General features: G+C 65.2%; 12 protein-coding genes. 3 read left to right on the plus strand and 9 right to left on the minus strand.

What is annotated here, in order from left to right; all coding sequences use genetic code 11:
- Positions 1–149: 149 nt before the first annotated feature.
- From J2R76_RS26590 to J2R76_RS26600, 3 genes are all read right to left on the minus strand, one after another.
- Positions 150–1943, minus strand: coding sequence for a DUF1963 domain-containing protein (locus tag J2R76_RS26590; RefSeq protein WP_253625178.1), 1794 nt, complete (start codon positions 1941–1943; stop codon positions 150–152).
- A 232-nt stretch (positions 1944–2175) separates the two neighbouring features.
- Positions 2176–3414: a CaiB/BaiF CoA-transferase family protein gene (locus J2R76_RS26595; RefSeq protein ID WP_076824594.1), complete on the minus strand. Its 1239-nt coding sequence runs from the start codon at positions 3412–3414 to the stop codon at positions 2176–2178.
- Positions 3401–4102, minus strand: coding sequence for a haloacid dehalogenase type II (locus tag J2R76_RS26600; protein ID WP_076824592.1), 702 nt, complete (start codon positions 4100–4102; stop codon positions 3401–3403). Before J2R76_RS26600 ends, J2R76_RS26595 begins: the two co-directional genes overlap by 14 nt.
- A 94-nt stretch (positions 4103–4196) precedes the next feature.
- On the opposite strand from J2R76_RS26600, the gene J2R76_RS26605 reads away from it, so the two are divergent.
- Entirely contained in the window at positions 4197–5099 is a 903-nt protein-coding gene (locus J2R76_RS26605) for a LysR family transcriptional regulator (RefSeq protein ID WP_076824590.1), read from the plus strand.
- Here the strand turns inward: J2R76_RS26605 and J2R76_RS26610 are convergent.
- Positions 5096–6505: an MFS transporter gene (locus J2R76_RS26610; protein WP_076824588.1), complete on the minus strand. Its 1410-nt coding sequence runs from the start codon at positions 6503–6505 to the stop codon at positions 5096–5098. The genes J2R76_RS26605 and J2R76_RS26610 overlap by 4 nt on opposite strands.
- A gap of 298 nt (positions 6506–6803) precedes the next feature.
- Here J2R76_RS26610 and J2R76_RS26615 point away from each other — a divergent pair, with 298 nt between their 5' ends.
- Complete coding sequence (locus J2R76_RS26615; RefSeq protein ID WP_076824586.1) at positions 6804–7955, plus strand: YXWGXW repeat-containing protein; 1152 nt, start codon at positions 6804–6806, stop codon at positions 7953–7955.
- Positions 7956–8068: 113 nt separating this feature from the next.
- Here J2R76_RS26615 and J2R76_RS26620 read toward each other — a convergent pair whose 3' ends face one another.
- The 4 genes from J2R76_RS26620 to bioB form a co-directional block, all read right to left on the minus strand.
- Entirely contained in the window at positions 8069–9331 is a 1263-nt protein-coding gene (locus J2R76_RS26620; RefSeq protein WP_057015366.1) for an adenosylmethionine--8-amino-7-oxononanoate transaminase, read from the minus strand.
- Positions 9328–9960, minus strand: coding sequence for a dethiobiotin synthase (gene bioD / locus J2R76_RS26625; RefSeq protein WP_076824584.1), 633 nt, complete (start codon positions 9958–9960; stop codon positions 9328–9330). Before bioD ends, J2R76_RS26620 begins: the two co-directional genes overlap by 4 nt.
- On the minus strand, positions 9957–11111 hold the full coding sequence (locus J2R76_RS26630) for an 8-amino-7-oxononanoate synthase (protein ID WP_076824582.1): 1155 nt from the start codon (positions 11109–11111) through the stop codon (positions 9957–9959). Before J2R76_RS26630 ends, bioD begins: the two co-directional genes overlap by 4 nt.
- A gap of 65 nt (positions 11112–11176) precedes the next feature.
- Complete coding sequence (gene bioB / locus J2R76_RS26635; RefSeq protein ID WP_168856606.1) at positions 11177–12172, minus strand: biotin synthase BioB; 996 nt, start codon at positions 12170–12172, stop codon at positions 11177–11179.
- Between the two features lie 124 nt (positions 12173–12296).
- Between bioB and J2R76_RS26640 the strand changes: the two genes are divergently transcribed.
- On the plus strand, positions 12297–12935 hold the full coding sequence (locus J2R76_RS26640; RefSeq protein WP_168856607.1) for a GntR family transcriptional regulator: 639 nt from the start codon (positions 12297–12299) through the stop codon (positions 12933–12935).
- 229 nt (positions 12936–13164) lie between these two features.
- Here J2R76_RS26640 and greA read toward each other — a convergent pair whose 3' ends face one another.
- A complete protein-coding gene (gene greA / locus J2R76_RS26645; RefSeq protein WP_076824576.1) occupies positions 13165–13647 on the minus strand; it encodes a transcription elongation factor GreA in 483 nt (160 codons plus the stop codon).
- Between the last annotated feature and the right edge of the window lie 72 nt (positions 13648–13719).

The following is a 13719-nucleotide window of genomic DNA, read 5'->3' on the forward strand; positions in this document are numbered from 1 at the left end:
AACAGCCACGCCAATGCAATGGCCATGACGGCAAGAATGACAGGCCGTTTCAAAAGGACACCTTTGCGCAGCCAGCAATCGGATATTGGCCGTCTTTCGCTTCGCTGATCATTTGGCTGCCACCGGCAACCGCCTTTGCGGCGGATCTGTCAATTCGATACATCCACCCGCACATGTTTGAAGTCGTACCGTTCAAGATCGGAGCGGGAGATCGAGACGACGAGGTCGCTGACGTCGCCGCATCTGAAATGCGTGAGATTGTTGCTCGGAAATTGCAGCAGCATGACCGAGTTCGGCTTGTCTTCGATAAAGTCCGCGCACCAGCCGCGCGGGGCGCCGCCGATCTGGAGCGTGGCTTGCTCGGCGTCGAACGCCCAGTCGGTCTCAAGCGGATGCCGGGCCGCCGGGATCACTGCATCGGGATCGTCGGCGTAAAGCTGCTTGGCGATTTCGGAGCGCAACACCCTGTACCCCGTCGACCAAAACTCCGGCAGCGCCTGATCGGCCGCACGCTCATCGAGCAGCCGATAGAGCGCGGTCCACTCGTCGGGCACGAACGCGGCCTCGCTCTGGCGATCGCGGATCCTGCGCATGACCGCTTCCAGCTCTGCGACGAGCGCCTCGGCCTTCTGCTGCCTGCTCCGTGCGATGGCGGGCCTCTGGCCCTCGCTTGCCTCGGCCGTTCCGAACCTGCGCAATTGCTCATGCGCCCAGTCGCGCTCGCTCTCCGCGCGCCCGCGGGCGTCTGCCCAGCTTTCGGGCGGCGGCAGCCCGCGACCATGCGCCATCGTCGTCTCGAGCGCCGCGGCGTTGTCGATCCAGAACGCGTAGTACAGTTTGCGAATCCCGCGAACCCGCGCCGCATAGGCTTCCCAGTCCTGCGGAAACTTCTCCCTGTATTCCAGCCAGCCGGCGAGATCGGCTGAAACGCCCCTGTCGGGCGACGGCATCCGTACGTCGGCCTGAATATCTCGTTCAAGGTCCTGAATGAGCCGAACCAGCCCGGCATATCTGCGCCCTTGCTCGGTATCGGGCGGAAACAGAGGCGCTTTCGATTTCACCCAGATCGGCGCCAGAAAACCCTCGCCATTGGCGAGCTCGATTTCCGACTTGTCGAGCGCCGCAACGAAGCTGCCGCCACGCTGCAAGGTGATCTCGTTGTGCAGCTCCCTGATGCGCAGGACCAGTTCGGCGTGGGACAGCCAGCTTTGCAACGAGAATGGCTGCTCCGCTTCGGAACGTGCCAACGCCTCGCGCAGCCGTTCCGCTGTTTCAGCGAGTTGCTCGAACGCAGTCACCAGCTCCTTGCGCGGCTGCTTGAGCCGCGCTTCCTGCTGCCGCGCCGCGTCGGTCAGACGCGCCGCCCACGCCCTCGATTGGGCAAGCACCTCCTGCACGAGCAGTTCGAGCGTTCTCCAATCGATCGGCTGAAGCTCCCACGATGCGATGGCGAAAACTGCATCGGCAGAAGGATTGCGCCGCAGCCGGTTTGGAACGCAGCTTTCGCCGTCGACGGGATGCACGAAGTCGAGCGGCCATCTGGGCGGCGGTGCCAGCAGCCCGTCATACTTGTCATCGACCCAATACAGACCCGTGGCGCTCTTCTGCCAGGCGCGTTCGTTGCGACGTTGCGGTCCGAGCGTCGGTTGATGGATCACTTTCACGTCGATACGGCCGGACACGGCTGCGAAAAATGCCAGCCACCCCGCCCTCGGACCGACGCCGCCCCACAGGCTGGGCGGCAAGGACGCGCAATTGATCTGGCAAAGAAACTGATACGGCTGGCCGTCCCTGCTGGGCCATTGGAAGGGATCAGGAAGTTCTGGATTGCCGCCGATCCAACCGATCTCGGCTGCCGCCGGACAAGCCGGAATCGCAGCGCGCAGCCAGACTGCATTCTGGTCATGCGCGGCCGGGTCCTCATCCGAGGCCTTGGCAAGCATCTCCAGATTGTACGTTAGGAACTTGGCAATAAAGTCCTTCATCGCGCGCCGCTCCTCAACCTGGGCCGGAATATTGGCGTCGATTCAGGATTGCGTCATCCAAATTCTGTATCTTGGAAAGCGAGTTCTTAATTCCTGCGGACGGGCGCGCTTGATCAGGTAAAGGCCAGGACTGTGCTACGCGCCATTTCGCCGCACGTTGGGCGGCGCGGCGCGACCGCAGCGGCGCCGCTCACATCGACGATCGCACGAACGTCCGTCCAAAGTCGCCGAACGCGCCATCGACCGCTGACCTCTCGAGCCGATCGTCGCTCCAGCCGAGCCATTCCGTAAACACCTCGCCTGTGTGTTCGCCGAGCATCGGCGGCGGCGTGGAAGGTGGCGGCGGTTCGTCGCCGAACCGCGTCGGCCTCGCGATGAACTTCACATCTCCCGCCGCCGGATGGCTGATGGTCTGGACCATTCCCCGCTGCGTGAGTTGAGGCGTTTCGCAGACCTCGCCGACCGACTTGATCGCGCCGCACGGAATGCCCGCCGCGCCGAGCGCCTGCAGCCAGTCGGCGCGACTTCGCCGGGCAAAGATCGGCGAAAGGATCGCGACGAGCTCGTTGCGGCTCGCCGCACGCTTCGGAGCGGTTGCGAAGCGGATGTCCTCGCGCAGCTTCGGACGGCCGACGACGCCGCAAAACGCCGCCCAGAACTTGTCGTTCGCGACCCCGACATTGATCCAGCCGTCACTCGCCTCGAACGGTTCATACGGGCTGATGGTCGGATGGACATTGCCGCGGCGCTTCGGGCTTTGTCCCGAGGCGAAGTACATGCCGGCGTTGAACGTCAGCAGCGACGCCATGGCGTCGAGCATGGAGACGTCGACCCGGCCGCCCTCGCCGGTGCGGCTCTTGCGCATCAGCGCGGCCAACACCGAATGCGACGCATAAAGGCCCGTGACGAGGTCCGCGATCGACGTGCCGACCTTGGTCGGCGGTCCGTCCGGATCGCCGGTGATGTCCATCACGCCGGATTCGCCCTGCAGAATCAGATCGTAGCCGGGGCGCGCGGCGTCGGCACCGGTGCGACCGAATCCCGAAATGCTGCACAGGATGATGTCGGCCTTTCGGGCGCGCAGCGCGTCGAAGCCGAGCCCCCATTTGTCCAGGGTGCCGGGGCGGAAGTTCTCGATGACGACGTCTGCGACGGATGCAAGATCGAGCACCGCGTCGCGCCCAGCCGGCGACTTCAGATCGATGGCGCAGCTTCGCTTGTTGCGGTTCACCGACAGAAAATACGCACTCTCGCCGCCGACGAAGGGGGGTCCGTAACGGCGGCTTTCGTCGCCTTGACGCGGATCCTCGATCTTGACGATGTCGGCGCCGAGATCGCCGAGCTGCATCGTGGCAAACGGGCCAGAGACCACCCGGCAGAGGTCGAGGACCCTGATGCCCGACAGCGGCTCGCGATCAGACGATCGCATCGGCGAGGTCCTTCATCGACGGCACCAGGATATCGGGCTGATGCGGCGTGATGCCGAACGGGCGGCTGCGCCGATCGATGAAGGCCGTCCGCATGCCGGCGGACTTGGCGCCGATGCAGTCGAAGGCATGATTGGCCACGAACAGCACCTGCGCGGGCTTCACGCCCATGATCTCGGCCGCTTTCGTATAGGTCGCGACATGCGGCTTGAACGAATTGGCTTCGGCCACCGAGATCACGCGATCGAACGGGACCTTGTGGTACTGCTTCGCGGTCTCGAGCATGTCCGGATCGCCGTTCGAGAGCACGACGAGCTTGTACTTGCGTTGCAGCCGCGCGAGTGCGTCCGGCACCTCTGGAAACGGCAACAGCTTCTCGATCTCGCCCACGAGGTAGCGCACATCGTCCATCGTATAGTCGATCTTCGCGCGGTCCATGACGTGGGCAACCGCGCGGTGCCCGATCTCGCGATAGGGCGTGTGCTCGCGATGCAGCAGCGCATCGATCATCGAGTTCTCGAAATGCGTGCGACGCCACCACGTGACGAAGGAATTCGGATCGCCCTTCCAGCCCTTCTTCTCGAGGAACGGCGCCGCGATCCTGGTCAGGCCGCCCTGCATGTCGACGACCGTGCCGTACTGGTCGAACATGCAGATCTTCACGTCGCGCTTGATCGTCTCAAAGCTCATTGGTGCCTCCTTGGTCCTGATCGATTGATACGCGCTGCGCCATCATGGATGAAATGGATTTGTTATCTCTCGTCATTCACGATATGAATGATGAATGAACCTTCGATCCATCGACCTCAATCTGCTCGTCGCGCTGGACGCATTGCTGACCGAGCGTCACGTCACCAAGGCGGCAGACCGGGTCGGCCTCAGCCAACCCGCGATGAGCAATGCGCTTAACCGGCTGCGCGCGATGTTCAAGGACGAACTCCTGGTGCGGACCACAACCGGGATGAAGCCGACGCCCCGCGCCACCGAACTGGCGGAGCCGCTGCGCCAGGTTCTGCGTCAGGTCGAGCGCGTGATGGCGAGCGACGCCGGCTTCGATCCAGACCGGACCGAACGCACCTTCACGATCAGGATGTCGGACATTCTCGCATGCCTGCTGCTGCCGCGGCTCGCCGCAACGCGGCCGCCGGAGGGCCGAATTTCCTACAACACGATCCATCTGCCGCCCGCCCTGACGATCGATGCGCTGGAGCGGGACGAGATCGACGTCGCGGTGAGCATGGGGCTCGAGCATTCCGCATCGATCCGTTCGGAAACGCTGCTGCGAGACCGCATGGTCTGCCTGATGCGACGCGGACACCAGATCAAGCGCGCACGGCTGACTTTTGAGCGCTTCATCGCGCGGGAGCACATGAAGGTCTCGATGAGCCCGACCGATCTTCGCTTCGTCGACGACGTGCTCGCCGAACGCGGCCATCGAAGACGCATCGCCCTGAACGTGCCGCATTGGCTGGTCGTGCCCCATGTCTTGAAGAAGACCGATCTGCTCGCGGTGATGCCGAGGCACCTCGCGACCGTGCTGATGGACGATGATCTGAGGATGGAGGAACTGCCGTTCGAATCCGCGCCGTTTGACTGGATGTTGTACTGGCACCGCAGATACGATCAGAGCAACGCCAACGGCTGGCTCCGCGACCGGATCAGGGCGGCGTGCTCCGACCTGAACTAGGCGCCGAGGTCCGCCGGCCTCCGCGCCATGGGCGATTGACGTGCTGCCTCGGCGTCCGTGACGGCCGATGCGTCCTCTAAAGAGCGCCCCTTGGTCTCGAAACCGAACACGAGGAAGACCACGGCCTGGAAGACGAGGATGCCGGCCAGGGTCGTCAGCACGCCGGTCAGCCCCTGCCAGGCGAAGATCGCAACCACGACGTATTGAACCAGCGCGGTCGCGATGCGTCCGGATGTGGCGCAGATCGCCGTGCCGCGAAGCCGATACCGCGTCGGAAACAGTTCGGGGACGTGCATCGCGAACCCGGTCGCCAGCATCACGTAGATCGCCGTGATCAGCAGGAAGCCCACACCCGCGAGCGCAACACCATCCGGCATGTATGGATAGGCGATACCGAGCGCCGCTGCCGCAATCGACGAACAGACGATCGACAGCCTGCGTCCGAGCCGGTCCGCCAGCACGAGCCCGATCAGCGATCCGACCGGGCCGCCCAGCGCCATCACCGTGGTGTAGCCCAGCGAGGAAACCACGCTGTGGCCGCCCTTGACCATGAAGGTCGGCAGCCAGCCGATGAACCCGTAGAGGCTGAAGCCGACGACGATGTGCAACAGGCTGCCGAGCAGCGTGCGCGCGAGATACGGCGGCTGGAACAGACGCCAGACCGCGCCGGGAGACTCCTGCACCGGCGCGCGGGCAGCGACGGCAGGCAGTGTCGCCTTGCGCGCGGCCTCGACTTCGATCGCCGACAGGATCTTCTCGGCTTCATCGGCGCGTCCGTTGGCGGCGAGCCAGCGCGGCGATTCCGGCATCGACTTGCGCAGAATCCAGACGACCATCGCAAGGCAACCGACAAGGCCGAACATGTAGCGCCATCCAAGCGTCGGGATCACCCACAGGCCGACCATGGAGGATACGAACAGCGAGAAATTGGTGATCACGGCCAGCAGCCCGATCCAGCGTCCACGCGAGGAAGCCGGCACGAATTCCGTCAACGTCGCGTAGCCGACCACGATCTCTGCGCCGAGGCCAATGCCGATGATGAAACGCAGGCCGATCAGGACCATCATGTTCGGCGCGAAGGCCGCGGCGATCGAGGCGAGGCCAAAGATCGCGAGGTTCATCTGATAGGAGAAGCGGCGGCCGAACCGATCGCCGAGGATGCCGGAGCACCACGCGCCGATCGTCATCCCGACGAAGGTCGCGGAGACGAATGCGGCGTTGAGCTCGAGCGTCGACCAGCCTGCCTTGAGCACGGCGCCCAGCACGCCGCCGGCCAGATAGATATCGAACGCGTCGAGGAACATGCCGGCGCCGATCAGGGCCAGGATGCGCCAGTGGAATCCGCAGATCGGTAGCCTGTCGAGGCGCGCGCCCGCGTTGATGTCGATGTCGGCGGATCGCGCCATGCCAAACCTCCCTGCCCGGCCTTTGGCAGCCGGATGCTCCGGGCACCGATTGATGACGCGCAGGGGGTCGTCGTCCAATTCAAATCGAAAATTCGACTATTTGGCGCAGTGATGAAGCTGACGCGACCGCACCGTCGCGTTCCATCCTGACACCGAGCTGACTTGCATTCGCCGTCGTTAACGATCCCGCCGTCGCGCGAACTCGAAATCACGGTGTCAGCACAAACATTCACAACGGGTTCATGTCGCCGCCACTATTCGACTCCAACGCTGGGGGAAGAAGATTGGAGTATGTGCCATGCGCCGCATCGCCGGACTGCCTTTCGCCTTGGCTCTCAGCCTCTGCTGTCTCTCACCGCTCGCGCCAGCACGCGGGCAGCTTGCCATCGGCATCACCGTCAATGCGGCGCCGCCGCCATTGCCGGTCTATGTCCAGCCGCCGATCCCCGCGCCCGGCTACATCTGGACTCCGGGCTATTGGGCATGGAACGACGACACCGGTTACTACTGGGTGCCCGGCACATGGGTGCTTCCGCCTGCGCCCGAATTGCTGTGGACCCCCGGCTATTGGGGCTGGAGCGACGGCGCCTACGCCTTCCACGCCGGATATTGGGGCGCGACCGTCGGCTTCTACGGCGGCATCTCTTATGGCTTCGGCTACACCGGCGTCGGCTATGAGGGCGGCTACTGGCGCGGCGGCAGCTTCTTCTACAACAGCTCCGTCAACAACATCTCGAACGTCTCGGTCACCAACGTCTACAACAAGACCGTCGTCAACAACACGACCAACGTCAGCTACAACGGCGGCACCGGCGGCACCACGGTGAAGCCGACGCCGCAGCAGCTCGCGGCCCAGAGCGGGCACCACATGGCCGCGACCGGCGAGCAGACGCGACACGCGGAAGCGGCGATGAAGAATCCGGCGCTGACGCTCACCAACAACCATGGTCATCCGGCGGTCGCGGCGACCGCGCACGCAGCACGGTTCAGCGGCGCCGGCGTGGTGGCCGCGCGCCCGGGCAAGCCGATCGCGGCGCCGCCGCCCCGACATGCGCAACCCACGGCCGCACACGCCTTGCCAACGGGACATGCTCTCCCGACGGGGAATGCTCCGCCGCCAGGACATGCCCTGCCGACAGCAAATGCTTCGCCGGCCGGACACGCTCTACCGACGGGGAACGCTTTGCCGCCGGGACACGCCTTGCCGACTGCGCATACTCTCCCCGGTGCCGGCGCACATCCCGCACCCGCGCCGCACGTCGCTCCGCCGGCGTCAAGACCGCAGCTCGTGCAGCATGCACCGCCGCAGCCACGCGCGGTCGCGCATCCACCGGCGCCGCGCGTCGCGCAAGCGGTTGTGCATCGGCCCGCGCCCCCGCATGTGTCACGACCGGCGCCGCGGCCTCATCCCGCTGCGAGGCCGCATCCGGCGGCACGCCAGCACTCATGATCGGGCTCATCGGCGTGCCTGCAAGGGCACGCCGATGTCGTATGAGACCCCATCGCGCGCACCACGACCGCGATGCGATCATCATCCCTGACTTTTGGGCGCGAAGCGCGCCGTCAAGCCAGCGCGTCGGCCGCACAGCTGATCCCGTCGTAGATCTCCTCGAGATCCGCCTCGGTGACGCAATAGGGCGGCATGACGTAGATCGTGTTGCCGAGCGGCCGCAGCAGCAGATTGCGGCGTTCGAAGAAGGCCTGAAGCTTTGGGCCGATGCCGGCGAGATAGCCCGCATCGCTCGCCTTCAGATCAAGTGCGGTGACGGTCCCGGTGCGGCGGACGTTCTCGAAGCGCGCGTCGGCACGGAACGCGGCGAGCAGACGCTCCTGCATCGCAGCCACCGCGGAGACGCGCGCGCCTGCACCGTGTTGCCAGAGCTCGAGGTTTGCTTTTGCAGCAGCGCAGGCGACCGGGTTTGCCGTGTAGGAGCTGGAGTGGAAGAAGGTGCGCGAACGATCACTGGAATAATGTGCGTCGTAGATCTCCGCACGGCACAGCGTCACCGCGAGCGGCAGCGAACCGCCGGTGAGGCCCTTCGAATAGCAGGCGATATCGGGCCTGACGTCCGCCTGCTCGCAGGCGAACAAGGTGCCGGTGCGGCCCCAGCCGGTCATCACCTCGTCGGCGATGAACAACACGCCAGCGGCTGCGCAGATGCGTTTCATTTCCTTCAGCACCCAGGGCGGATACATCAGCATCCCGCCCGCACCCAGGATCAGCGGTTCGACAATGAACACTGCCGCGGATTCCTTCCTGCACGCGGCTTCGAGCGCGTCGAGCGTCGTCTGTTCATAGCCAGGCGCCGGAAACGGGATCGACGCGACGTCGAACAGCAGCGGCTCGTAAGCCCTGTTGAAGACGCCGCGCGCGCCGACCGACATCGTCCCGACCGTGTCGCCATGGTAGGAGTTTTCCATCACGATGATCTGCGTGCGCGTCGCGCCGATATTGTGCCAGTAGCCGAGCGCCATCTTCAGCGCCACCTCGACGCTGGTCGAGCCAGAGTCGGAGAAGAACACGTAATCGAGCCCGTCGGGCGCCAGCTTCAACAGCTGCGCGGCGACCTGCTCGGCCGGATCGTGGGTATGGCCCGCGAAGATGATCTGGTTGAGCTGCTCCGCCTGGTCCTGGATCGCGCGCACGATGTGCGGATGGCAATGGCCGTGGGTCACGACCCACCAGGATGCGATCGCATCGATGATGCGGCGATCATCCGCGGTGTAGAGATAGGCGCCCTCCCCACGCACGATCCTCGTCATCTCGCCGTGCAGCGCGTGCTGGGTGAACGGGTGCCAGATCGGCGACTTCCGAGCGGATGTCATGGATTGAAATCTTCCCGCCGGAACGACGCCTTGAACGCTGCCTGCAGCGTGTCTGCCGCAAGCGGAGCAAGCCAGGGCAACCGGCCTAGCCGGCGCACCTGCCCGATCTCGCAGATCGCGCGCTCGCTCTCGGGATTGCTCTCGCCGATGAATGCGATCCCGTGAATGTCGATCCCGCGCGTGCGCAGCGCCTCGACCGACAACAGCGAGTGATTGATGGTGCCGAGCGCGGTGCGGGCGCACAGCACGACCGGAAGGCGCCATCGCGCGAAGATATCGATATAGAGCGTGTTGCCGTCGAGCGGCACCATCAGCCCGCCGGCGCCCTCGATCACCAGCGGACGGTCCCCGGCATCGGGCACGCCGAGCGCGGCAGCGTCGATGCGCACGCCGTCGAGTGCGGCAGACTGATGCGGCGAAGCCGGCGTTCGAAGCCGGTAACGTTCCTGCACGATGCGATCCGCCGGGAGCCCGCCAAGCCGTGCGACCAGTTGCGCATCGGTTTCCTCCTCGAGGCCGGCCTGAACCGGCTTCCAGTAGCGCGCGCCGAGGAAGCCGGCGAGGCCCGCGCAGAACACCGTCTTCCCGATCCCGGTATCGGTGCCGGTGATCACGATCCGGCTCGTCATCGCGACCAGCCTTTGGTCTCGTCGACCAGCGCGTCGAGCAGCGCGCGCACGTCGTCCTCGTCGACATTAAGGGTCAGCGCAATCCGCAACCGGGCAGAGCCTGCCGGCACGGTCGGCGGCCTGATGCCTCTGATATCGAAGCCGCGCGCCTGCAGCGCAGACGCCAGCTGCATCGCACGCGCATTGTCGCCGACGATATAGGGCACGATCTGCGAGCGCGACGGGCTGCGCCAACCGCGCAGGTCGAGCTCGCGATGCGTGAACGCGACCAGTTTTGCCAGGCGCTGCTGATGCAGGGGCTCCTGCTGCAGGATCAGCAGCGCCTCGCGCACGGCGACGGCCACAAGTGGCGACGGTGCAGTGGCGAAGATGAACGGGCGGCAGCGATTGACCATGAAGTCGCGCAGCACGGTCGAAGCGGTGACCAGCGCGCCGGCGGCGCCCAGCGCCTTGCCGCAGGTATGAACGATCACGAGGTTCTCGCGCCCCTCATAGGACGCCGTCAGCCCACGCCCCTGCTCGCCATAGACGCCGGTGCCATGCGCCTCGTCCACCATCAGGAACGCGTCGTGCCGGTCCGCGATGGCGACGAGGTCGTCGAGCGGCGCGACGTCGCCATCCATGCTGTAGACGCTTTCGACCACGATCCAGGCCCGGCCCGTGCCGCCCTCGGCACGCCAGCCGCGAATGGTGTCTTCGACCGACTGGGGATCATTGTGCGCGCTGATCCGGAATTCGGCCCGGCCGGCCCGCGCGCCTTCATGGATGCTGGCGTGCACGAGAGAATCGAGCACCAGGAGATCGCCGCGCTGCGGCAGCGTCGTCAGCACGGCGAAATTGGCGACATAGCCGCCGCCGAAGAACAGCGCCGTCTCGGCTCCAAAGAACGCGGCGGCTTCGGCCTCTAGCCGTTCGTGCTCCTCGCAATTGCCGCGCAGCAGCCGCGACCCACCGGCGCCGATCGGTGTGCCGGCCCCGAGCGCGGCCGAGACCGCATTCTTGATGCGCGGCGCGTTCGCGAGCGCCAGATAGTCGTTCGAGACGAAATCGATGCCCGCGCGCGGCTTGAGACCGCGCAGCCGATCGTCCTTGCTCAGGGCGTGCAAGGCCGCGGCGTAATCAGCGACCTTGGCCGCATGGATTGCGCTCATGCTTCTCTCTCAGATTTGTAGTTGGTCGCGCGGCGAATCCCGCCGCGCGCGTGCCGGAGGTGCGCTCAGGCGAGGGCGGAGTTGATGCCGAGCCGGTCCAGCAGATCGGCGTCGCGATCGCGCTGCGGGTTCCTGGTGGTCAGCAGCACATCGCCGATGAAGATCGAATTCGCGCCGGCGAGGAAGCACAGCGCCTGCAGCTCGTCGGTCATATATTGCCGTCCGGCCGACAGCCGCACCACGCTCTTCGGCATCATGATCCGCGCGGTGGCAACCAGACGCACCAGCGCGATCGGATCGGGCCGTTCCGCGGTGTCGTTGACCGGCACGCCCTTGACCTCGTTCCACAGATTGATCGGAACGCTCTCCGGATGGCTGGGAAGATTGGCAAGCAGCATCAGCATGCCGAGCCGGTCATCGACCTGTTCACCCATGCCGATAATGCCGCCGCAGCAGACCTTGATGCCGGCGTCGCGCACATGCGCGAGCGTATCGATGCGATCCTGCAGGGTGCGGGTGGTGATGATCTTGTCGTAGAACTCGGGCGAGGTGTCGACGTTGTGGTTGTAGAAATCGAGGCCGGCGTCGGAGAGACGCTCGGCCTGCTTTGGCGTCAGCATGCCGAGCGTGACGCAGGTTTCCATGCCGAGGCCCTTCACCGCGCTGACCATGTCGCAGACCTGATCGAGATCGCGGTCCTTCGGGCTGCGCCAGGCCGCGGCCATGCAGAAGCGGGTTGCGCCGGCGTCCTTGGCGCGCTGCGCGACCGCGACCACTTCGTCCCGCGGCATCAGGCGAGTGGCCTTCAGGCCGGTGTCGTAATGCGCGCTTTGCGAGCAGTAGCCGCAGTCTTCCGGGCAGCCGCCGGTCTTGATGCTGAGCAGGCTCGCGGTTTCGACATGGTTCGGATTGAAGTTGGCGCGATGCACGCCTTGCGCCTGAAACATCAAATCCGCGAACGGCAAATTGTAGAGTGCTTCAGCCTCGGTACGGTCCCAGGTCTTGCGGGGCGCTGCACTGGTGCCGCTGTCGGTCCGTTCGATTTCCACGACATCAACCATATGGCTTGCTTTCTCGTTTGCTGTGGATCATAGATAATCTGGTATATTATCTATGATCTGTGGACTTAGAACGATGCTAGCCGAGCCCGAACGCGCGCGCACCCGTTTTTACGATAGATAATCTATGACGAGCGAAGGCGAGAACACGACCACCGCGGGGCGCATCGCCGAAGCGATCGGCGAGCGCATCATCAACGGCGAATTGCTGCCGGACGCGCCGCTGCGGCAGGATCATGTCGCGCGCGAATTCCATTCGAGCCACGTGCCGGTGCGCGAGGCCTTCAGGCAATTGGAGGCGCAGCATCTCGTTGTTGCGGTGCCGCGACGCGGGGTGCGGGTCGCGCCGCTCGACACCAGGTCGGTGAAGGAAATCGCCGAGATGCGCGCCGCGCTCGAGGTGGTGGCGTTGCGCAATGCCGCCCCCAGGCTCACATCGGCCCATCTGGCACGGATCGAACTCGCCATGATCGAAGGCGACAATGCCGAGACGGTGCAGGATTTCGAGATGGCCAATCGCGCCTTTCACCATGCGCTGGTGGCGCCGTGCGCGATGCCGCGGCTGCTTGCCAGCCTCGACGGCCTGCAGCTTGCGAATTCGCGACTGGTGTTCGCGATGGCGCGCAACGCCGGCTGGCGGCCGCGGCCGAGCCAGGATCATCGCGTGATCCTGCAGGCGCTGCGCGCACGCAACATCGAACAGGCCTGCAGCCTGCTGGCGCGGCATATTCAGACCATCGAGCGGCTTGCCCTGCCGGCAGCGTGATCACTTTGCTCCGAATCGAGCGGCGGACTCCGGTTCACCTCGCCCCGCGTGCGGGGAGAGGTCGGAACGCATCGGCAGATGCGTTCCGGGTGAGAGGGGGAGTCTCCGCGAGAGTATCTGTCTCCGCGTGTGCGGAGGCAGCCCCTCACCCCCAACCCTCTCCCCGTAAGAACGGGGCGAGGGGACGCGCCGCCTTTGCGACCGCCATTCAATCTAATGCCATCACTCTCTAAGCGATCGCGACGATCTCCAGCTCCTGATCGCCCGAGCCTGCGACGTCGCCCAGGGCTTTGCCCATCAGCGACCTCGCTACCGGCGAGACAAAGGAAATCGAGCCTGCCTTTGGGTCGGCTTCGTCCTCGCCGACAATGCGATAGGTCTGCACCCGCCCGTCGGCGCGGCTGAAAGTCACCGTGCTACCGAAGGCAACGGTTTCGGTGGAAGCAGGGTCAGGCACGACCTGCGCGGTGCGGAGCCGCTCCGTGAGATAGCGCGCGTCGCGCAACGGAACCGCCGACTGCCGCCGCCGCTCGTTGACGTCGTCGAGCTGCTGCGCGGCCTCAAGGGCCTCGCGTGCCGCCTGGAGCTCACGCTCCAGCGCCTTGCGTCCTGCTTCGGTCACCAGGTTGGGATGCGGCGAAATGGGGCGGTCCGGCAACAGCGTTTCGGACGCGGTCTCGGCACTTTCTTCCTTGGTGAAGGCAACGCTCAATCCAGAACTCCATCGATGAGGCCAGTAGCATAGACCCGCCCCCACGCGCCTCCCTAATGCGCGAAGGGATTA

This window comes from Bradyrhizobium sp. USDA 4532 (genome assembly GCF_024171315.1).
Taxonomy (GTDB): Bacteria; Pseudomonadota; Alphaproteobacteria; order Rhizobiales; family Xanthobacteraceae; genus Bradyrhizobium; species Bradyrhizobium australafricanum.